This window comes from Pyxidicoccus xibeiensis (genome assembly GCF_024198175.1).
Classification (GTDB): Bacteria; Myxococcota; Myxococcia; order Myxococcales; family Myxococcaceae; genus Myxococcus; species Myxococcus xibeiensis.
On record NZ_JAJVKV010000001.1, the window covers coordinates 1784594 to 1805175 of the forward strand.

At 71.5% G+C, this 20582-nt stretch carries 15 protein-coding genes; 9 read left to right on the top strand and 6 right to left on the bottom strand.

Translation table 11 applies throughout. The features are described from left to right. Positions 1-49 precede the first annotated feature (49 nt). Entirely contained in the window at positions 50-1507 is a 1458-nt protein-coding gene (locus LXT23_RS07185) for a tRNA modification GTPase (RefSeq protein ID WP_253979315.1), read from the top strand. Positions 1508-1569: 62 nt separating this feature from the next. Here the strand turns inward: LXT23_RS07185 and LXT23_RS07190 are convergent, their stop codons facing one another. Next, positions 1570-2322, bottom strand: a complete 753-nt coding sequence (locus tag LXT23_RS07190; RefSeq protein WP_253979316.1) for an FMN-dependent NADH-azoreductase — start codon at positions 2320-2322, stop codon at positions 1570-1572. 182 nt (positions 2323-2504) lie between these two features. On the opposite strand from LXT23_RS07190, the gene gcvA reads away from it, so the two are divergent. Together gcvA and LXT23_RS07200 are read left to right on the top strand one after the other, a co-directional pair. Next, a complete protein-coding gene (gene gcvA / locus LXT23_RS07195; protein ID WP_253979317.1) occupies positions 2505-3452 on the top strand; it encodes a transcriptional regulator GcvA in 948 nt (315 codons plus the stop codon). Positions 3453-3523: 71 nt separating this feature from the next. Next, on the top strand, positions 3524-4129 hold the full coding sequence (locus LXT23_RS07200) for a Uma2 family endonuclease (RefSeq protein ID WP_253979318.1): 606 nt from the start codon (positions 3524-3526) through the stop codon (positions 4127-4129). A gap of 12 nt (positions 4130-4141) precedes the next feature. Here the strand turns inward: LXT23_RS07200 and LXT23_RS07205 are convergent, their stop codons facing one another. Continuing rightward, positions 4142-5257: a GspE/PulE/PilB domain-containing protein gene (locus tag LXT23_RS07205; protein ID WP_253979319.1), complete on the bottom strand. Its 1116-nt coding sequence runs from the start codon at positions 5255-5257 to the stop codon at positions 4142-4144. A gap of 302 nt (positions 5258-5559) precedes the next feature. On the opposite strand from LXT23_RS07205, the gene LXT23_RS07210 reads away from it, so the two are divergent. Next, the gene (locus tag LXT23_RS07210) at positions 5560-6150 is read left to right on the top strand and encodes a cysteine dioxygenase (protein WP_253979320.1); all 591 of its coding nucleotides are present in this window, start codon (positions 5560-5562) and stop codon (positions 6148-6150) included. A gap of 179 nt (positions 6151-6329) precedes the next feature. Here LXT23_RS07210 and sppA read toward each other — a convergent pair whose 3' ends face one another. The 3 genes from sppA to LXT23_RS07225 all read right to left on the bottom strand — a co-directional run bounded on the left by sppA (position 6330) and on the right by LXT23_RS07225 (position 9461). Beyond that, positions 6330-8120: a signal peptide peptidase SppA gene (sppA, locus tag LXT23_RS07215; RefSeq protein WP_253979321.1), complete on the bottom strand. Its 1791-nt coding sequence runs from the start codon at positions 8118-8120 to the stop codon at positions 6330-6332. Positions 8121-8320: 200 nt separating this feature from the next. Next, positions 8321-9013 (bottom strand): metallophosphoesterase family protein, encoded by a 693-nt coding sequence (locus tag LXT23_RS07220; RefSeq protein WP_253979322.1) that lies wholly within the window; start codon positions 9011-9013, stop codon positions 8321-8323. A 100-nt stretch (positions 9014-9113) separates the two neighbouring features. Then, on the bottom strand, positions 9114-9461 hold the full coding sequence (locus LXT23_RS07225) for a hypothetical protein (protein ID WP_253979323.1): 348 nt from the start codon (positions 9459-9461) through the stop codon (positions 9114-9116). Between the two features lie 318 nt (positions 9462-9779). Here LXT23_RS07225 and LXT23_RS07230 point away from each other — a divergent pair, with 318 nt between their 5' ends. The 4 genes from LXT23_RS07230 (at position 9780) to LXT23_RS07245 (ending at position 16524) form a co-directional block, all read left to right on the top strand. Beyond that, the gene (locus LXT23_RS07230) at positions 9780-12605 is read left to right on the top strand and encodes a M16 family metallopeptidase (protein WP_253979324.1); all 2826 of its coding nucleotides are present in this window, start codon (positions 9780-9782) and stop codon (positions 12603-12605) included. A 205-nt stretch (positions 12606-12810) separates the two neighbouring features. Next, positions 12811-14178, top strand: a complete 1368-nt coding sequence (locus LXT23_RS07235; protein WP_253979325.1) for a CotH kinase family protein — start codon at positions 12811-12813, stop codon at positions 14176-14178. A gap of 81 nt (positions 14179-14259) precedes the next feature. Continuing rightward, positions 14260-14934 carry a glutathione S-transferase family protein gene (locus tag LXT23_RS07240; protein ID WP_253979326.1) on the top strand — a complete coding sequence of 225 codons (675 nt, stop codon included), beginning with the start codon at positions 14260-14262 and terminating at the stop codon, positions 14932-14934. 42 nt (positions 14935-14976) lie between these two features. Then, positions 14977-16524, top strand: a complete 1548-nt coding sequence (locus LXT23_RS07245) for an alkaline phosphatase D family protein (RefSeq protein WP_253979327.1) — start codon at positions 14977-14979, stop codon at positions 16522-16524. Positions 16525-16539: 15 nt separating this feature from the next. Here LXT23_RS07245 and LXT23_RS07250 read toward each other — a convergent pair whose 3' ends face one another. Further along, complete coding sequence (locus LXT23_RS07250) at positions 16540-17331, bottom strand: alpha/beta fold hydrolase (RefSeq protein WP_253979328.1); 792 nt, start codon at positions 17329-17331, stop codon at positions 16540-16542. A gap of 1348 nt (positions 17332-18679) precedes the next feature. Between LXT23_RS07250 and mnmG the strand changes: the two genes are divergently transcribed. Then, positions 18680-20527, top strand: a complete 1848-nt coding sequence (gene mnmG / locus LXT23_RS07255) for a tRNA uridine-5-carboxymethylaminomethyl(34) synthesis enzyme MnmG (protein ID WP_253979329.1) — start codon at positions 18680-18682, stop codon at positions 20525-20527. Positions 20528-20582: the final 55 nt, after the last annotated feature.

The window sequence follows — 20582 nt, forward strand, 5'->3', positions numbered from 1 at the left end:
CTACGCTGGGGGGGATGCGGCGTCCTCCCCGCGACGCCGCCGTGCCGACATGACGTCTGCTTCCTCCACCATCGCCGCTCTCGCCACCGCGCCCATCGCTGGAGCCGTGGGCATCCTCCGGCTGTCCGGCCCCTCCGCGCTGGACGTGGGCCGCCTGCTGGCCCCCGGCGTGCCCGCCGAGCCCACGCCGCGTCACGCATACCTCGCCACCTTCGTGGACTCTCAAGGGCGCGCGCTGGACGAGGGCCTGTTCCTCTACTTCCGCGCGCCCTACTCCTTCACGGGGGAGGACGTGGTGGAGCTGCAGGCCCATGGCAGCCCGCGCCTGCTGCGCCTGCTGCTGGCCCGCGCGCTGGAGGACGAGCGCGTACGCCCCGCCGCTCCGGGTGAGTTCACGCGTCGCGCCTTCCTCAATGGCCGCATGGACCTCACCCGCGCGGAGGCGGTGGCGGACCTGGTGGCGGCGGACTCGGAGGCCGCGGTGCGTGCGGCCGCGGCGGGCCTGTCCGGTGCGCTCGCCTCGCGCGTGCGGGAGCTGGAGGAGCCCCTGCGCGAGCTGCATGCGGACCTGGAGGGAGTGCTCAACTTCCCCGACGAGGCCGAGGGTGCCGACGCGGAGGCCGCCGCGCGCGTCGAGGCCCTGCGCGCCCGGGCGGAGGTGTTGCTCGCGGAGGCGGGACGGGGCCGGCTCGTGCGGCGGGGGGCTCGCGTGGCCCTCTACGGCCCCGTCAACGCGGGCAAGTCCACCCTCTTCAACCGCCTGGTGGGCGAGGCGCGCGCTCTCGTGGACGACGAGCCCGGGACGACGCGGGACTCGCTGGAGGCGCGTGTCGAGTGGGACGGGCTGGGCGTCACCCTCTTCGACACCGCCGGGCTGCGCGAGACGCCGGGCCGCGTGGAGGCGCTCGGCATCGCCCGCACGCGGGAGCTGCTCGCGGGCGTGGACCTGGCCGTGCTCGTGCTGCCGCCTCAGGCCACGGAGGCCGAGGCCGAGTCGTGGACGCGCGAGGCGGGTGCCACGGAGGTGCTGTGTGTCGATGGCAAGTGCGATGTGTCGGGCAGGAGCAGTGGTGTCGGCCCGCAGTCCGCCTCGCACGTCCAGGTCGTGGGTGGAGGCGCGGTGGAGAAGCCGCGTCCAACTGTCCCCGGTGGCCCGCCGCACGCCGTGGAGGAACCCGCGCGGATGCCAGAAGGACCTGCTCCGCGCCTCCGCGTGAGCGGGCTCACGGGTGAAGGCGTGGAGGCCCTGCGCACCACCCTGCTCGGGCGGCTGTGGGGAGGTGGCACTCCCTCCGCGGTGGCCCTCGTCTCCGAGCGCCACGCGGATGCCCTGCGTCGCGCCTCCGAGGCCCTGGCCCGCGCCGAGGCCGCGTCGCGCGCGTCCACGCTCGAGGTCGTCTCCGGCGAGGTGGGCCTCGCGCTCGAAGCGCTCGGCGAGGTGTCCGGCACCTCCGTCTCCGAGGCCCTCCTCGACGCCATCTTCCAGCGCTTCTGCATCGGCAAGTGAGCGCACCCCGGAGACGAGAGGAGACGCCCGTCCCCTTGAGGTGACGCCGGCCGGTCCACGCGTCAGCCCATGTGAACGGTTCCGCGCGTGGCGTGCGCAGCTCCGGCACCTTCATCCGGCTCCGGCCCGAGCTCGCGCGGGCTCCACTCGAGCAGCAGCCGGTCCACGAGGGCATCGACCCGCGCCTCCGCGAGCGCCAGCGACGCCTTCAGCCGCTCGTCTCCAAACTCGTCGTACTCCACCGCCACGGACTCCATGTCGGTGATGCCCATGTAGCCGAAGGCGGTGCGGATGCTTGGCTCGACGTGGTTCTGGGCCTCCAGCCGCTCGCCCCGTCCATAGCCGAAGTCTCCGCGGGAGCTCAGGATGACGAGCTTCTTGCGCGCCTCCGCCAGCAGCGGCCAGTACGGCTCTCCGGTCCGCGAGCGGTCGAACCCGAAGGTCCTTCCCACGCGGATGATGTTGTCGATGTACGCCTTGAACTGCGCCGGCACGTTGAAGTTGTACATGGGCACGCCGGCCACGATGAGGTCCGCGCCGAGCAGCTCGTCCACCAGCGCATCGCTCTCCGCGAGTACGTCGTTCATCCAGGGCTCGCGCTTCCCGGTCGCCGTGAAGGCCGACTGAATCCAGCGTCCCGTCACCGGTGAAGGCGGAGCCTGCCCGACGTCGCGGTACACGACGGTGTCCCCAGGGCGGGCCTCCCGCCACCGAGCGACGAAGCGGGCCGACAGGCGGCGCGTGTGTGAGCCGTGACGGTGTTGCTCCGAGCCGCCCGCGCGGGCGCTCGAGTCGAGGTGAAGGATTCGGGTCATGACGCTCTCCTCCCACAGTGCTTCAGGTTGAGCCCTGCTCATCCATGGAGCGGGCCGCGCACCGTGCCGCGAGGACGTGACTCCCTCGCGTCCGGCACGACTAGAGATAGGAGCTGGCCTCCCCGCTGACAAACGCGTAATCCTCAGGCGATGGCTGAGCTGCATTCACCCATGCGTGCTTCATGAGAGACCTCCCACCGCTCTCGGCGCTCCGGGCCTTCGAGGCGGCCGCACGGCACCTCAGCTTCAAGCGGGCCGCGGACGAGCTCGCCGTGACACCCACGGCCATCAGCCACCAGGTCCGCCAGCTGGAAGCGTGGCTCGGCCTGCGCCTCTTCGAGCGCCACATCCGGCGCGTGGTGCTGACGTCCGACGGCCAGGCCCTCTACCCGTCGCTGCGAGAGGGCTTCGACGCGATGACTCGCGGCATCGACGCGCTCAGGAGCCCTCCCGCGCGGGCCGCCCTCACGCTCTCCTCCACGGTGGCCTTCACGTCGAAGTGGCTGGTGCCGCGCGTCGCCGCGTTCCGGGCGGCGTGCCCCGGGCTCGACCTGCGCCTCCATGCCTCCGACGACGCGGTGGACCTGAGGACGGGAGGCGTGGACCTCGCCATCCGCTACGGCCGCGGTGCCTACCCCGGCCTGCGCTCGGAGCTGCTGCTCCAGGACCGCTTCGCGCCCGTGTGCAGCCCCCGGCTCGGCGTGCGCGGGCCGGCGGACCTCGGCAGGCACCCGCTCATCCGCTTCGAGTGGCGCCGCGTCCAGGACGACACGCCCACCTGGCCCCGCTGGTTCGCCAGCGCGGGCCGGCCCTACCGCACCCCGGGCGGGGAGCTGCTCTTCTCCGACGAGTCCCACGCCATCCAGGCCGCCATCGCCGGCCAGGGCATCGCACTCGTCAGCCTCGTGCTCGTCGCTGAGGAACTTTCCAGCGGGGCGCTCGTGCAGCCCTTCGGGCCGGAGCTGGACGGGTTCGCGTACCACCTCGTCCAGCTCGACACGCCGCGCCATGCGGAGCGGCTGGCCGCCGTGCGTCGCTGGCTGCTGGCCGAAGCGAAGGCGCTCACCTCACATCCGGCCGGAACGCGCTCCTACAAGGGGCGGAAGCGAAGGCGTCCGGGCGCGTCCTGACCGCCGTCAGGGGAGTGTCAGACCGCTCCCTAGAATGCCCGCCCTCACCCGGTGATTTTCACGGAGGCATTGTGACGGAAGGCACCATCCCCCATTCGCGCTATTCGATGCTCACGGCCCTGCCCTCGGGCTGGGTGGGGGAGATTCTGGACGAGGAGCTGGTCGCCTCGCCCCGCCCCACCGCCGCGCAGACGCGCGCGGCCTTCATGCTGGGCGTGGAGCTGGGAGAACAGCTCGACCGCCGCCGGGGCGGCAGCGGCCGCTGGTGCTTCCTGCGCGCGCCCGAGCTGCACCTGGGCCACGACATGCTCGTGCCGGACCTGGCGGGCTGGCGCCGCGAGCGCGTGGACGCCCCGCTGGACCCGGACGTCCCCTTCCTCACGCTGGCGCCGGACTGGGTGTGCGAGGTGCTCGCGCCCTCCACGGCCGCGCTGGACCGCACGCGCAAGCTGCCCCTCTACGCGCGCGCGGGCGTCGCCCACGTCTGGCTGGTGGACCCCACCGCCCGCACGCTGGAAGTGTACCAGCGCGTCAAGCGCGGCTGGCTCCTCACCGGCAGCTACGAGGCGGACTCGCTGGTGCGCGCCGAGCCCTTCGCGTCCTCGATGCTGGAGCTCGGCTCACTCTGGCTGGCCGAGGGCTCCGAGAAGCCCACGCTGCTGGCCGCCGTACCCTGAGGGTCGCGCCGGTCAGCCGGCGCGCTTGAGAAAGGTGTCGTCGGTGGAGCGGATCAACCGGCGCACCGCCCGCAGCAGCAGGTCGGGGTCCACCGGCGCGGCGAGGAAGCCCCTCGCCCCCACCGCCTGGGCCCGGGGCAAGTCCAGCTCCGGCACCTTGCCGGCCACCACCACCTGCGCACGCACCCGCTGGCCCAGCGCCTCCATGGAGGGCAGCGGCGCCACCACCACCTGGGACTCGCCGGCCGCCAGCAGCTCCTCCGTGCTGGCCACCCGGGCCGTCACGCCCTCACTGGCCTCCAGCACGCGCACCAGCCCGGCCGCGGCCTCCGCGCCCCAGCCGTACACCAGCACCTGGGCCACCTGCTCGGGCCGGGCCGCCGTCAGCGTCGGCATCTTCACCCCTGGGGGCGTCATCGTCCTCGCGGGCGCGGGCGGAGGCGTGGGCCGCGTGGCCTGCACGGGCGCGGGCGGAGGCGTGGGCCGCGTGGCCTGCACGGCCGTGGGCGGAGGCAGCACGACGTCCTCCAGCGCGGCGAGCATGGGCAGCCCGTCCTCGGCGGGAGGCGCCTCCATGTTGGTCAGCTCCGCCATGCTGCCACCCAGCAGCATGGGCATGCTCTCGTCCGCGTCGGGCAGCGAGAAGCTCTCCAGGCCGGCGCGCCGGGGCGCCACCTCACCCGTTTCACCCCGGTACACGCGGCCGATGGCGCGGCGGATGGCGGGGTCCGTGGCCAGCTTCGCCACCACGCGCGACTTGCCGGACACGCTCTTCACCGCGTCCAGCGACGCCAGGCTGGCCGGCGCGGCAATGGCCACCACCAGCACCGCATCCCGGGGGCCCTTGCCCTCCAGCCGCAGCGGCACCACCCGGTGCGCCTCCGCCACCTTCTCCGGAATCAGGTACGCCAGGTTGGCGTCCGGCACCTGGACGTCCAGGTCCACCGTCTGCATCCCCACCTGGCTCGCCAGCGCCTCGAGGACCTGCTGCGCGGTGCAGAAGCGTTGATCCACCACCACCTGCCCCAACGGCACCCCCCACTTGCGCTGGTACGCCAACGCGGAGTGGAGCTGCAGCGCATCAATCACACCGCGCTCCAGGAGGATGTCACCCAGTCGCTTCTTCATCGTCGGTTCCCTCGGCCCCCCACCGCGGCCACCTGCCCTGCCCTCGGGTATGGCCCGGTCCAGGAAAGTCAAAATCTGTCTACGCTTCCACCCGGCGTGCGGTTTCTTCGCGGACGCCAGATGGTTCCGCGTCCGCGCCACCTTGCAAGGCGGAGGCCGCGTGCTTACTCGGCGCCCGCCCCGGCGGTGCGTGTCGTCTAGTGGATGCAGGGCCTGTCCTCAAGTGCGCGAGGAGCGCCTGGCCGTCCTCCATCCGACAGCCTCATGGGCGTCATGTCGGTGCCTTACCTAGCTTCTCCCCCATGGGCGTGATGTGCCTCGATGGGTTGGTGGGGCTCCTTCGGGAGGAGGCCGGCCGGAAGCCGGGCCTCGAGGGGATGGGTGAGCGGCTCGGGGGGCTCGTGGTGGAGCCGTCCAGCCTGAGGCCCTATCTGCACTTCGGCCGGGGCCGGTACACGCGCAACCTCGTGTACCGGGACGCGCGGCTGGAGATCATCGTCAACTGCTGGGACTCGGGCACGGCGTCGCCCATCCATGACCATGACGGGCAGGAGTGCTGGTTCAGCATCCAGGCCGGCACCTTCGTGATGGAGAACTACGCGCTGGTGGCCGGCGGGCTGGGGCCGGGCCCCGCGCGCCTGGGGCCGCCGGAGGTGGTGGGGCCGGTGGGCGTGGGCCACGTGGACTTCCGCAGCCCCGAGGCGCCCATCCACCGCGTCATCGCCCACGAGGGGCCCGCGGTGTCCCTGCACGTGTACGCGGGGCCGGTGGCGCGCTGTCTCGTGTTCGACCCGCGGCGCCAGCGGTGTGCCCTGCGGGAGCTCCGCTACGACTCCATCTTCGGACGGCCCTTGGCCCGGAAGGAGACCGCGCCCACGCTGGCCCTCTTCTGAGTCACGGCCACCCCGGACCTGGAAGGCCTCGGAAGGCCCCATTCCGCGTCCGGCCCCTACGCCCGTGCGTCCCGTCAGTACGCAAGGGCCGGCGGGGCAGTGCGGCGGGGCATGGCGGAAGGCCCGGGCCTGCGCCCTCCGCCGGGGAGAACGCCGTGCCCGGGCATGGTTCGTCGCTACTACCGGCCTGCCTCGGGCAGGGGCGCGTAGAGCGAGCCGCGCTGGTGCTCGAGCAGGCCGAGCCGCGCGCCCAGCGAGTACACCATGCGCGTGCCCTCCAGCAGGGGTGCGAAGGGGGACAGCATGCTGACGGAGGCGGCATCGTCCTCGCTGTTGTCGCCCGTCTGGCCGAGCAGCTCCGACAGCACCTCGGACGTCCCCTTCTTGCGCGGGTACTCCTCCACGTGCACGCGGGCGTCGGCGGGCAGCTTCGCCGCCTCCTTCGCCAGCGCGAGCGCCTTGGGATAGCCGCCCAGCGCGTCCACCAGCCCGTTCGCCAGCGCGTCCTCACCCGTCCAGACGCGGCCCCTGGCAATCTCCCGCAGCTTCTCCACCGGCATCTTCCGCCCGTTCGCCGCGCGCTGCGTGAAGTCCGCGTAGATGCGGTCCATCGTCGCCTGCGCCCGCGCCTCCTGCTCCGGCGTGAAGTCCGCGTCCGAGTCGTACATCGCGGCGTTGCGGCCGGCGGACACCGTCTCGAAGTTCACCCCGAGCTTCTCCCAGAAGTCCGCCGTCACGAACTTGCCCGCGTACACGCCGATGCTCCCGGTGAGCGTGCCCGGCTGCGCGACAATCTTGTCCGCGTCCATGGCGACGAAGTAGCCGCCGCTCGCGGCATACGTGCCCATGGTGACGATGACGGGCTTGCCCGCCTCGCGCGCGCGCTGCACCTCGCGGCGCACGGTGTCGCTGGCCACGTAGCTGCCTCCGGGGCTGTCCACGCGGAAGAGGATGGCCTTCACCCGCGGGTCCTCCGCGGCCTTGCGCAGCCCCGCCGCGACGCTGTCGGCGCCCATCGTCTGGTCGCCGGAGAGCGGGTTGGACTGGCTCTTGCCTCGCGTCACCCCGCCCACGCCGTACACGAGGGCGATGGTCTCCCCGGTGGCGTGCGGCCGGCCGGCGCGCTCCAGGTACTTCTGCACGTAGAGCAGCTCGGCGCCGTCGCCCGCTTCCTTCTTCAGCGCGCCGTAGATTTCGTCGCGGTAGCGCAGCCCGTCCACCAGCTTCGCGTCCACCGCCTCCTGGCCCAGCAGCGGCGCGCGGTCGATGAGGGCGCGCACCTCGTCCTCCTTCAGCTTCCGGTCCTCGGCGATGCCTCGCACCACCTGGCCGAAGAGGCTGGCCGTGTAGCGCTCGGTGGCCTCGCGGTGCGGGGCGTTGTAGCCCTGCTCCGTATAGGTGTTGACGGCGTTCTTGTACTCGGCGCGCTTGTGGTAGCGCGGCGTCACGCCCAGCTTGGCGAAGGCGTCGCGGGCGAAGGGCGTCTCGAAGGTGAGGCCGGTGACGTTCAGGTCGCCTGACGGCTGGATGTAGACCTCGTCGAAGGCGGAGGCGACGTAGTACGCGAGCGTGGCGTTGTTCACCTCGCCGAAGCTGTCCGCGTAGGCCACGGCCTTCTTGCCGGTGGCGCGGAAGGCCTTCACCGCGTCGCGCAGCTCCTGCGCGGAGGCGGGGCTGCCGGGGTTGCCGATGCGCACCACCAGCGACTTCACGCGCGAGTCGGTGCCCGCCTTCTCCAGCGCGTCCACGACGTCGCGCACCGTGGCGGGGTCCTCACCGAAGGCGCCGGCGAGCGAGCTATCACTCACGTGCTCCGGCAGGGGGCTCTCCAGGTCCAGCTCCAGCACGAGGTTGGAGGGCACGCTCGGGCCGCTCGCCGACGCGAGCACCATCAGGCCGATGAGGCCCACCACGAAAAGAACGGACATCGCGCCGATGAAGGCCAGCGTGCCGACGAGAATTCGTTTCATCCGATGGGACTCCTGGTACGCGCGAGACAGGGGACGGCCCTGGCGGGCGGTCCTTACTACTTAACGGGCCGCGGCGACGATGCTTGCACGTCCCCGTCTGTTCGCGGCTTCGCGATGCGGCCTCTCGAATGGACCCGGTCCCCCAGGCTCCTCGCCGGGCGGAAGGGCGGGCGGACTCTCGCGGGAGGGCGCATCCGGGCTCAGCCGGTGGCCTCGGGCGTCGCACCGGGAAGCGGGCCTCCGCCCGTGGAGGAGCGGGGTTCGAGCTCCACCACGAGGGGCTGGCGGACGCCGAAGGGCAGCAGCCGGCAATTGGAGACATTGAGGAAGCGGGTGGGCAGGCCGGGCAGCGCGTACTCACCGTACGCCTCGTGGATGTGGCCGAAGACATGGAGCTGGGGCCGCGCCTGGCGCACGCGGACCAGCAGGTCCTCACAGCCCGCGGCGGTGCCGGTGAAGGTCCGGTCCCCGAGCCCCGCGGGAGGGCCATGGGTGATGAGCACGTCGAGGCCCTCGGGGATGCGGTCCCAGTGGGCGCGGATGTCCGGGCCGCGGTCGCGGTTGAAGGCCCAGCGGCCGAAGCGCGGCGTGATGGGCGAGCCCCAGAGGCGCAGCCCCGCGATGACGGCCGCCTCGTCATCGAGATAGTGCACGCCTGCCTCGCGGGTGAGCGCGCGGGCCAGCTCGGGCTCCTGCTCGAAGATGAAGTCGTGGTTGCCCGCGATGAGCACCTTCTCCCGGGCCTCGCGGGTGGAGAACCACTTCAGGAAGGCGTCCAGCTGTGGCCGCGTCCCCCGGTGCGAGAAGTCCCCCGCGTGGATGAGCACGTCACATGGAGGCACCTCGAGGGCCTCGTGACGCATGTGCGTATCGGAGAGGAGCACCAGCCGCATCCATGTCCCTTCGTGGGTCGCCGCCGGGAAGGTTAATCGGTGCCCGGGGTGGTCGCGATGAAAGCACCCCGGGCTCGGCTCCATTTACGTTCGCGACGGGTCAGGCCGGCTGCGGATCATGCCCCCGTCGCAGATGGTCCTCGAAGCGGCCACGGTCTTCCAGAACCTCATCCGCGAGCTTGTTCAACGTGCGGCCAATCCTCGCGAGATGTTTCTCGTGGAGTTCTCGGGTCGAGCGAAAAGCCTGGGCAAGACCCCCCATGTCCTTATTGGTCTGACTGAACGCCGCCGCGAGGCGACTGAACTCCGCCGCGAGTCCTTGGAACTGCTCCTCGACGACCTGGAACTGCCGGTCGACTCGCTCGTTCGCCGCAACCCCCTGTTGCCGCAGGTCTTCCACTTCCTGAAGAAGCTGCATCAACACATCCCTGCCCGTAGCCATCGCCATTGCTCCTCCCGCCCGCCGGGGTTGGCTTCCGGCGGGACGTCATGCACCCTACCAACCCAATCTGACACGGCGGCTGACGCGGAGACGACCTGTAAGGTCCGGTGACTCCCGGCAGCCCTGATCATCCGCCACGATGATCAGCGCCCCGTGCCATGCCCCCAGAGTAGCCGGTTCATGCCCGCAGTCAACCTCACAGGGTACAAGTCCGGCACACAACCCAGCACGTCAACTCGCGCCCCGGAAGCCACGGCTCGGGATGGCGGTAGGCCCATATCGGGTTAGAAGCCCGTGCACTCCCAGAAGACCCGCGAGGACCGCATGCAGCGTCGTACCCCGCTCTCCCTCTTGGCCGCCCTGCTGGTGGCCTCCACCCCGGTGTGGGCGCAGGCCCCTGCCCCCTCGGCCGTCCGAGCCCCCACCGCCAGGACCGCCGCGCCGGCGAAGGGCAAGGCGCTCGCCCCGGTGGCGAGCGTGGAGGGCATCACCGAGTACCGCCTGCCCAACGGGCTGCGCGTGCTCCTCTTCCCCGACCCCACCAAGCCCAACGTGACGGTCAACGTGACGTACTTCGTGGGCAGCAAGCACGAGGGCTACGGCGAGACGGGCATGGCCCACCTGCTCGAGCACCTGCTGTTCAAGGGCACGCCCACCACGAAGAACGTCCCCCAGGCGCTCACCGAGCGCGGCGCCCGTCCCAACGGCACCACCTGGCTGGACCGCACCAACTACTACGAGACGCTCCCCGCCTCGGACGACAACCTGCGCTGGGCCCTGTCCTTCGAAGCAGACCGCATGGTCAACAGCTTCATCGCCCGCAAGGACCTCGACAGCGAGATGACCGTCGTCCGCAACGAGTTCGAGTCCGGCGAGAACGACCCGTCCAGCATCCTCTTCGAGCGCGTGATGAGCGCCGCGTACATCTGGCACAGCTACGGCAAGGCCACCATCGGCGCGCGCTCGGACCTGGAGAACGTCCCCATCGACCGGCTCCAGGCCTTCTACCGGAAGTACTACCGGCCGGATAACGCCATGCTCGTCGTCGCCGGCCGCTTCGATGAAGCCAAGGCCCTGACGATGATTCAGGACACCTTCGGCAAGCTGAAGAAGCCCGCCGAGCCCGTCCCCGCCACGTACACCGCCGAGCCCACCCAGGACGGTGAGCGCGAGGTGACGCTGCGCCGCGTGGGCGACACGTCCGTGCTCACCAGCCTCTACCACGTGCCCGAGGGCGCCCACCCGGACTTCGCCGCCATCGACGTGCTGACGCTCGCCATGGGCAACAACCCCTCCGGCCGCCTCTACAAGGTGCTGGTGGAGACGAAGAAGGCCGCCCGCGTGGGCGCCTCCAACCTCCAGCTGAGAGACCCGGGCGCGCTCGTCTTCAACGCCGAGCTGCGCGAGGACCAGCCCCTGGCCCCGGCCCGCGAGGCCTTCCTGAAGACGGTGGAGGACGCCGCCCGCACGCCCTTCACCGAGGAGGAAGTCACCCGCGCGAAGACGCAGCTCATCAAGTCCATCGAGCTGATGCTCAACAACTCCGAGCGCGCCGCCATCCAGCTGTCCGAGTGGGCCGCCACCGGCGACTGGCGCCTGCTCTTCCTGCACCGCGACCGCATCGAGGCGGTGAAGCCCGAGGACGTGACGCGCGTGGCGGCGACGTACCTCAAGGCCTCCAACCGGACGCTGGGCACGTTCATCCCCACGCCGAAGCCGGACCGCGCGGAGCTGCCGCCGCCGGTGGACGTGGCGAAGATGATGCAGGACTACAAGGGCCGCGCGGCCGTGGCCCAGGGCGAGCAGTTCGACCCGTCTCCGGCCAACGTGGAGGCCCGCGTGCAGCGCGGGGAGCTGCCCGGCGGCGGCATCAAGTACGTGGTGCTGCCCAAGAAGACGCGCGGCGAGATGGTGAACGTGGCCATCAACCTGCGCTGGGGCACCGAGGACGCGCTGCGCGGCAAGGCGGACGCGGCGCAGTACGCCGGGCGGATGCTGATGCGCGGCACGAAGAAGCGCAGCCGGCAGCAGCTCCAGGATGCGTTCGACAAGCTGAAGGCGCGGGTGGGCGTCGACGGTGGAATCACGGGCGCCAGCATCTCCATCGAGTGCCCGCGCGCCAGCCTGCCGGAGGCGCTGAAGCTGGTGGCCGAGGTGCTCCGCGAGCCGGCCTTCGACGCCAACGAGTTCGCGCTGCTGAAGCAGGAGCGGCTGGCCGCGCTGGAGTCACAGCGCAGCGAGCCGGAGACGCAGGGCAGCATCGCCTTCTGGCGGACGCTGTCGGGCCACTACCCGAAGGGCCACCCGTACTACGTGCCCACCCTGGACGAGCGCCTGGCCGGCGTGAAGAACACCCCGCTGGAGGAGGCTCGCGCCTTCCACAAGGCCTTCTACGGCGCGTCCAACGGCGAGCTGGCGGTGGTGGGCGACTTCGAGCCGAAGGAGTTGCTGCCGCTGGCGGGCGACCTGCTCGGCGGCTGGAAGAGCCCGGCGCCCTTCAAGCGGGTGCCGCAGCAGTTCGTCGATGGCGGGCCGAAGGTGGTGGCCCTGGAGACGCCGGACAAGGCCAACGCCTACTACCTGGCGGGACAGTCGTTGAAGCTGCGCCGGGACGACGCGGACTGGCCGGCGCTGCTGCTGGGCAACTTCGTGCTGGGCGGCGGCTTCCTGAACTCGCGGCTGGCCACGCGCATCCGCCAGCAGGACGGCCTGTCCTACGGCGTGGGCAGCAGCCTGGACGCGGGCGACATCGACGCGGTGGGCAACTTCGTCACCTACGCCATCTACGCGCCGGAGAACGCGACGCGGCTGGAGGCGGCCATGCGCGAGGAGGTGTCTCGCGCGGTGAAGGAGGGCTTCAAGCCCGAGGAGCTCGAGAAGGCCCGCGCGGGCCTGCTGGAGTACCGGCAGGCGGCGCGCTCGCAGGACGGCGGCCTGGCGCGGCAGCTCGCCGGGTACCTGTACCTGGGCCGCACGCTGAGCTTCGACGCCGAGCTGGAGCAGAAGCTCGTCAAGCTGAAGCCCGAGGACGTGCGCAAGGCCATGGAGCGCCACGTGGACTGGGCGAAGGCCACACAGGTGAAGGCCGGTGACTTCGCCACCGCGGAGAAGAAGGCCAAGGCTCCGGTGAAGGCTCCAGCCGCGCCGTGACGCGGTAGCGCCCCGCCTCCCCTGCAGGGCCTCGGAGCCCCGCGGTGCCACCCGGCGTCGCGGGGCTTCGTGTTTTCGCACGTGCGCGATGTTCGCGAGGCGACGAAGCCGGAGCTTGCCGAGGTGGGGCGAGCGCCTCCAGGGTGTGTGGTGCCAGTGCGTGACGCGGTGGCTACCTTCCTGCAAGGGCAAGGCAGGGAGGGATATGGGGAAGGGCTGGCGACACATCCTGCTCGCACTGGGCCTGGCGGCGGTCTCCGCCTGCGCGCCGACGGGCGGCTGGAACGAGGCTCCGCCCGATTGTGGGGACGTGGACAGCGCCTCTTTCGTGGAGGACCTCGCGACGTGGAGCCGCGGAGGGGCGGAAGGTTGGAAGTCGGGGGCCGTTCGGGGCGAGGGCGAGGGCGTCGACCCCCGGGCCCTGACCGAGGAGGACGGCCTGCCGGTGCTGCACCTCTACATGGCGGGCTCGCTGCCGGATGACGACGGCTACCGCCCGGCGAAGCTCGTCTACCGGGGGCAGTGCCAGGTCGTGGAGACGCGGTACCGCGGGGACACCTCGCTGCGCTTCCCCAAGCGCAGCCTCACGGTGGACTTCAAGGACGGGCGGACCTTCGACGAGCCCACGCAGGCCGGCGGCTTCCTGGGACGGCACAAGCTGGTGCTCATCAGCCCGTTCAACGACAACTCGTATCTGCGCGCGCGGCTCGCCTTCGAGCTGTGGAACCGCATGTCGCCCGAGCACCTGCAGATGAAGGCCTTCAGCGCGGTGGTGTATGTGAATGGCGAGTACCACGGCCTCTTCACCGTCTCGGACCACGTGAATGGCCACTTCCTGTCCGCGCAGGGGATGGACCCGGGCGGGGACCTCTTCAAGGCGGTGGGCGGGGACGCCAACTTCTCGCGCATCGACGCGGAGGGCTCGCCCAAGGTGAAGCTGCGCCAGGGCTACGAGAAGAAGGTGGGCTACCCCGAGGACGGCGACGAGGCCTTCCGCACCATCGACGCGCTCACCGCCTTCGTGGCGGACTCCAGCGAGGAGACCTTCGTCGCCGAGCGGGACGCGTGGATGGACCCGCGCGACTACGAGGACTGGTGGATTCTGTCGCAGCTGGGCTACACGGCGGACTCGGTGGCGAAGAATGCCTACCACTACCGGCCGCGAGGACCGGGGGCGCGGTTCCGCTTCATCCCGTGGGACCTGGACGCCAGCTTCGGGCAGAACTGGAACACGCTGCGGCTGAACGTGGATGAGCTGGAGCCCTTCACCTCGAGGAACCTCCTCTTCAAGCGCATGGTGGAGACGCCCGCCATCGCTGGGCCCATGCGGGAGCGCTTCCGCGGACTGCTCGAAGGGCCGCTGCACCGGGACGTGGTGCTGGGGCTCATCGATGGGTACCACCGCGAGCTGCGCGCCGCGGCGCTGAAGGACGAGGCCCGCTGGGGCGAGCAGCACCGCACCTTCCCGCGCTGGAGCGGGCGCACGGACATGAACGACTACGAGGGCGAGGTGGCGTACCTGCGCTCGTGGGTGGACGCGCGCTGGCGGTTGCTGGAGGAGGAACTGCGCTGAATCACGAACAGGGGGCTGCGCGGATTTCCCGGCCCCGTTATCTGGACGCGCGGCTTGAGCTGACGCGAGGAGCGCACCCGGATGATTGACCTGTACACGTGGACGACGCCCAATGGCTACAAGGTCTCGATAGCGCTGGAGGAGCTGGGGCTGCCCTACACCGTGCACCCGCTGGACATCGGCACGGGCGTGCAGAAGCAGCCGGAGTTCCTGCGCATCAACCCCAACGGGCGCATCCCCGCCATCGTCGACAGGGACGCGGGTGACTTCGCGGTGTTCGAGTCGGGCGCCATCCTGCTGTACCTCGCGGAGAAGACGGGGAAGCTGATGCCGGCGGACGTGAAGGGCCGCTCGCGCGTCATCCAGTGGCTCATGTTCCAGATGTCCGGCGTGGGGCCCATGCAGGGGCAGGCCAACGTCTTCTTCCGCTACTTCCCGGAGAAGCTGCAGCCGGCCATCGACCGGTACCAGAACGAGACGCGGCGGCTGTACACGGTGCTCGACACGCGGCTGAAGGAGAGCGAGTACCTGGCCGGTGACTACAGCATCGCGGACATCGCGACGTGGCCGTGGGTGCGCATGCATGACTGGGCGGGCGTGTCCGTGGATGGGCTGCCGAACCTCCAGCGCTGGCTGAAGGCGATTGCCGACCGGCCCGCCGTGAAGCGCGGGCTCGACGTGCCCTTCCCCCAGAAGAATGACGCCCGGACCGAGGAGGAGCGCGTCAAGGCGGCGCGGGCCATCACCCAGCGGTAGCGGGGCCTCCAGGGTGGGGAGTCGTGCATAGACTCACGGCGCATGTCCCGCCCTGCCCTACCCTTCCCGCGCTTCTCTTGTGCCGTGGCGGTGGGGGCCGTGGGCCCGGACTCGGTGCGCCTGTGGCTGCGCTCGGACGTGCCGGGCCCGCACCGGCTGGAGGTGTGGCCGCTGAATGGCGACGGTCCGCGGCGCTCCGTCTCCTGGCACTTCGCGCCGGCTGAAGACGCGGACGGCACCGGCACCCTGCTCTACCCCGGTGACTTCGCCGACGCGCCTCCGCTCGCGTCCCTGCGGCGTCATGGCTTCCGCATCACCCGCGAAGCCGACGGGACGCTCGTGGGCGAAGGCCGCTTCGACACCGCGCCCGCGCTTCCGGAGGACACGCCCCCGTCCTTCAGCTTCGGCCTGCTGAGCTGTCACCAGCCCTTCCTGCCATCCGGCGCCGTGCGGCCCGCCTCCGAGGCCATGCTGGAGGCCACCCGCCGCACGCTGGAGTCGCACGACGCGCGCTTCCTCCTGCTGGGCGGCGACCAGGTGTACGTGGACGAGCCTCCCGCGCTGTCCCTCTTCGCTCCGGAGTACTTCCACCAGGTCGCCCCGCCAGGACGGGCGCGACTGGAGGACTGCTCGGCGGCGGAGGTGCGGCGGCTGTACCAGCACCGCTACCGCCAGTTCTGGGACCTGCCCGGCTGGCGCGGGCTGCTGGCGGACTACCCCACGTGGCCCATGATTGATGACCACGAGGTGGTGAACAACTGGGGCGCCGAGCCCGAGCACGCCGGCCCCACGTGGCGGCAGGTCGACCTGGGCGCGCGCGCGGCGTACTTCGACTACCAGGCCTCACGCGTGCTGGGCCCGGCTGCCGGTGGCCCGCCCGCCACCTTCGACTTCAGCTTCGACTACGGCAGCACCGGCATCTACGCCATGGACCTGCGCAGCCAGCGGCGTGGCGGTGAGCACCCGCGCGTCTACTCGCCCGAGCAGCTCGCGCGCCTTTCCTCGTGGCTGGAGGCACACCAGGACAGCCACGCGGTGTTCCTCCTGCTGAGCGTGCCCATGGTGTACGTGGCCTCATGGGCGTCGGTGGGCATCTCCCTGCTGCGCAGCCACCGGGGCGACGCGAGGGACCGCTGGACGCACCCGTGGAACCTGCCCGACCGGGACCGGCTGCTGGCGTTGCTGCTCGCGCACCAGCGCCGCTGTCCCGCGCAGCGCGTGGTGCTGCTCAGCGGGGACGTGCACCTGGGCTGCGCGTTCGCCATCGACTGGCTGGGCGACTCGCACGGCACGCTGTACCAGTTCACCTCCAGCGCGGTGACGCACCACACGCGTGGCTTCTCCGCGTGGGCTGCCGGCCACCTGCCTCGCACGGAGGTGCTGCTGAAGGTGGAGGACGGCCCGGTGGCGCGGCTCGTCCGGATGGACGGCGTGGAGGGCGCGGACCACAACCCCTACAGCGGGCTCAACGTGGGCGTGGTGGAGGTGAAGGACCGGGGCCCCCACTCCACCGTGCGCTTCAAGCTCGTGGGCCAGGACCCGCGCCGCCCGGACCGGCCTGTCACCGTGTTCGACACCGGCGAGCTGTGACGCCCTCCCCTACCCTCACTTCAGCGTGGCGAGGAACGCGTCGAGCTCGGCGTTGAACTTCTCCGGCGCGTCCATCATCAGCCAATGGCTCACGCCGGTGAACACGGTGTGGGGGATGCCCGGGTAGAGCAGATGATAGGCATTGGGCTGGATGAAGGCGTCCACGACGAGCGTGTGGACGGGGCCCTTGTAGCGCTCGAACACCTTGTCTGAGTCGTACGCGAGCAGGCTCTCCAGCGAGTTGACGACCACCTCGCGCGGCGTGGCGTGCAGCCAGCGCATCACCGCCTCGCGCGTGTGCGGCTTCGCGTTCTGGAGGATGGGCGCGAACCAGCCGTCGATGAAGTCGCGGTACTTCTCCGGGCGGATGCCGTCGCGGAACCAGGCGAGCTGCTCGGGAGGCAGCGGCGGCATCGTGCCGGCCGTGTCCACGAGGACGAGCCCGGCGAGCCGCTCGGGCCAGCGGATGGTGTACTCGCCCGCCACCGTGCCGCCGAGGCTGTGCCCCACGAGGACGAAGCGCTCCAACCCCAGCGCGTCCGCCACCGCCTGGATGTCCTCGGCCATGTCCACCGTGGTGTAGCGCCCCTTCGGGTCCAGGTCCGAGTCCCCCATGCCGCGCAGGTCGAAGGACACGGAGCGCTGCTTCAGGTGCGCCTGCTGCGCGGCCCACTGCTCACGGTGGCCGGCGTTGCTGTTGACGAAGAGCACGGGGAGCCCACCTTCACCGGAGTCGGTGACGGCGAGCCGGCCCGCGGGGCCCTGGACTGTGCGGGTGGTGGATGCCATGGCCAGGAAGGATGGCACGGCTCCCCTGCTCGCGAGCACGTTGCTTCACGCCTGGAGCGTGAGTGTCGCGTTTCCGAAGGGAACCTCACTTCGGGACCCGCTGCCCTGCCCTCACGGTTCCCAGGCGCATGCGAAGGGACAGGTGCCACCGTCCGCATGCGGGGAGCCACTGCTCAGCCGGGACCCGCGAGGAGCCACGTGGAACGTCCGCACGTGATGAGCCACGGGCAGGGCGGGAGCGCATTGGAAGGCCACTGTTCGGAAATGTCGGGGGTTTTCGCGCCGCAAATGTCCCGACATTTCCGAACAGCAAGGCGTCGGGTCGCGTCCGGACCGTGCTCGCGGTGCACGCACGGCTGCCTCGGCGTCACCTGCGTGAGGAGGACGGGGCCCGTCTGGCCTCAAGGCGTCCCGCCCCCGGCTCACGAGACACGGCCACCCTCTCCTGCTCCAGCTTCTTGCGCCCACGCCTGGTGGCCCCAATGAGCCCACGCGCCACTCCAGGGCGGGCAGGGACATGTCGAGGGACAGCGGCCCGCGGGCCGCCAGCGTGTCCAGCAGCGGCTCCGTCACGAGCGTGCACCTCGGCTCCATGGGTGCGCTCCACGAACAGCGGCCGGGCCCTCGGGACGGAACCGCCCACCACGCACGACCCTGTTGCTGAAATGAAACAGCGAGGCTGTCCGGGGCCCCTGCCGGGCACCGGGCCTGCGTCAGCCCGCATGTCAGACCCCCCGGCTATTCATATCCCCGTCGCGCACACGGGGGCGTCGGACCCTTGAGGCCCGAGCTCGTCCACCGCTGCGCCCTCACCGCACGGACTGGTCCGCCTTCCGTGTGTGCGACGCCATGACTCACCCCACGGGCTCGGGAAGCCGCGTGGGGAAGGACGGCGCGTCCTCGGCACCGGGGGAAACCCGGGGAGGCGCCAGCGCGGGGTGGACCTTCGGGCCCGCTCGTCGGGAGGTGTGCCGCCCACCGGGGGAGGGTGGCGTCACCGCTACCGGACCGCCCCGCGAGACATCTTCAAAACGCCATCCAGGCCGGAGGGGCGTCGCCAGCAGGTCTGGGGCGACCTTCCGGAGGGTGGCCGGTGCGCGCGAGGCAGGCAGGTCTTCAACCCCTCCCACTGCCTGCCTCGCGCGCTCCCGTAAACCTTCGTGGGTGAGGGGAGGGCAGGGCGCTCGGTCCGCCGGGTGCTGCCCTCCTCAGCCCCTTTGCTTGCCAAGGGCCCGCGCCAGGGACATACGGAGGCCCGAAAGGTCGCGGCGCGCGAGGCCAGGGTGCCCCGGTGCCACGCGGCGGCGCCGGGCCCTGTCAGGCTCCCCTGTCAGGCTCCGGCTTCCGCCAGCGACTCTCGTGAGCGATGGGACTCCGGTACGACGTCATCGTGGTGGGGCTGGGCCATGCGGGCTGCGAGGCGGCGCTCGCCTGCGCGCGCATGGGGCTGGCCACGCTGGGCCTCACCCTGAAGAAGGACCGCGCCGCCGTCATGAGCTGCAACCCCGCCGTGGGGGGCACCGCCAAGGGCCACCTCGTGCGCGAGCTGGATGCGCTCGGCGGAGAGATGGGGCGCGCGGCGGACGCGGCCGGCACGCACTTCAAGACGCTCAACGCCTCCAAGGGGCCCGCCGTCCAGGCCACGCGCGTGCTGTGCGACCGTGAGGCGTACTCGGCGGGCATGCGCGCCGTCCTCTTCTCGCAGCCGGACCTCACGGTGCTGGAGGGCGAGGTGGCCTCCGTCGTCGCCGAGGGCGGGCGGGTGGCGGGCGTGGTGCTGGGGGACGGCACCCAGGTGGCGGCCTCCGCGGTGCTGCTCACCACGGGGACGTTCCTGCAGGCGCTGATGCACGTGGGCGAGAAGAAGGAGGTCGGCGGGCGCCTGGGAGACGACGCCGCGCGCGGCCTGTCCGACTCGCTGCGCGCGCTCGGCTTCACGCTGGGCCGCTTCAAGACGGGGACGCCGGCGCGGCTGGCGCGCGAGAGCATCGACTGGGACGCGGTGGAGCCGCAGCCCGGGGACTTCCCTGTGCGCCCGTTCTCCTGGCGCACGAAGGGGGAGGTGGCCTCGGGCGAGCCCTTCCCGCGGCAGCCCGCCGTCACCTGCGGCATCACCTCCACGACGCTGCAGACGCACCAGGTGCTGCGCGACAACCTGCACCGCTCGCCGCTGTACCAGGGGGAAATCGTCGGCCGGGGGCCGCGCTACTGCCCGTCGCTGGAGGACAAGGTGGTGCGCTTCGCCGCGCGCGAGCGGCACCAGGTCTTCCTGGAGCCCGAGGGGCCCACGTCGCCGCTGGTGTACCCGGCGGGCCTGTCCACCAGCCTGCCCGCGGACGTGCAGCTCACCTTCCTGCGCACCATTCCGGGGCTCGAGCGGGTGGAGGTGGTCCGTTACGGCTACGCGGTGGAGTACGACTACGCGCCGCCCACGCAGCTCAAGTCCACGCTGGAGACGAAGGCCGTGGCGGGCCTGTACTTCGCGGGGCAGCTCAACGGCACCTCGGGCTACGAGGAGGCCGCCTTCCAGGGGCTGTGGGCCGGCATCAACGCGGCGCTCGCGGTGAAGGGCGAGCCGCCGCTGCTGCCCGGCCGCGACGAGGCGCACGGCGCGGTGCTGGTGGACGACCTGGTGACGAAGGGCGTGGACGAGCCGTTCCGCATGTTCACCAGCCGCTCGGAGCACCGGCTGAAGCTGCGCGAGGGCAACGCGGACCTGCGGCTGGCGCGGCACGGGCACCGGGTGGGCCTCTTGCCCCGCGAGGCGCTGGAGCGGGCGGAGGCTCGGGCGCGCGCGGTGGGGGACGAGGTGGCGCGGCTGAAGCGCACCGGCCTGGCCGCGCGGCTCAAGCGGCCGGAGGTGACGTACGCGCAGTTGGGGGAGGGGAGGGAGGACTGGCCCGCGCTGCCTCCGGAGGTGGCGGAGGAGGTGGAGGTGGAGGTGAAGTACGAGGGCTACATCGCCCAGGCGGCGAGGGCGGCGGCGCGCGAGGCGGAGTCGACGGACCGGTGGCGGATTCCGGAGGGCTTCGCCTTCGCCGAGGTGCGCGGGCTGAGCCGCGAGGCGGTGGAGAAGCTGACGGCGCACCGCCCCGGGACGGTGGGGCAGGCGCGGCGGATTCCGGGCCTCACGCCCGCCGCGGTGTCGCTGCTGCTGGTGGCCCTGAAGCGCGGCCCGGTGCCCCCGGCAGGCGGCCCGCAGCCCCTGGAGTGATCAGGAATGGGGCTGTGGATAACGTGTGGGAAACTTTGGGGACAGCCGCCGCCTG

Coding starts and splice junctions, on each gene's coding strand:
- sppA (WP_253979321.1), bottom strand. CDS start 8,120: ATGAAACGAATTCTCGTCGGCACGCTGGCCTTCATCGGCGCGATGTCC.
- LXT23_RS07205 (WP_253979319.1), bottom strand. CDS start 5,257: ATGAAGAAGCGACTGGGTGACATCCTCCTGGAGCGCGGTGTGATTGAT.
- mnmG (WP_253979329.1), top strand. CDS start 18,680: ATGGGACTCCGGTACGACGTCATCGTGGTGGGGCTGGGCCATGCGGGC.
- LXT23_RS07240 (WP_253979326.1), top strand. CDS start 14,260: ATGATTGACCTGTACACGTGGACGACGCCCAATGGCTACAAGGTCTCG.
- LXT23_RS07190 (WP_253979316.1), bottom strand. CDS start 2,322: ATGACCCGAATCCTTCACCTCGACTCGAGCGCCCGCGCGGGCGGCTCG.
- LXT23_RS07210 (WP_253979320.1), top strand. CDS start 5,560: ATGGGCGTGATGTGCCTCGATGGGTTGGTGGGGCTCCTTCGGGAGGAG.
- LXT23_RS07185 (WP_253979315.1), top strand. CDS start 50: ATGACGTCTGCTTCCTCCACCATCGCCGCTCTCGCCACCGCGCCCATC.
- LXT23_RS07220 (WP_253979322.1), bottom strand. CDS start 9,013: ATGCGGCTGGTGCTCCTCTCCGATACGCACATGCGTCACGAGGCCCTC.
- LXT23_RS07225 (WP_253979323.1), bottom strand. CDS start 9,461: ATGGCGATGGCTACGGGCAGGGATGTGTTGATGCAGCTTCTTCAGGAA.
- gcvA (WP_253979317.1), top strand. CDS start 2,505: ATGAGAGACCTCCCACCGCTCTCGGCGCTCCGGGCCTTCGAGGCGGCC.
- LXT23_RS07230 (WP_253979324.1), top strand. CDS start 9,780: ATGCAGCGTCGTACCCCGCTCTCCCTCTTGGCCGCCCTGCTGGTGGCC.
- LXT23_RS07245 (WP_253979327.1), top strand. CDS start 14,977: ATGTCCCGCCCTGCCCTACCCTTCCCGCGCTTCTCTTGTGCCGTGGCG.
- LXT23_RS07235 (WP_253979325.1), top strand. CDS start 12,811: ATGGGGAAGGGCTGGCGACACATCCTGCTCGCACTGGGCCTGGCGGCG.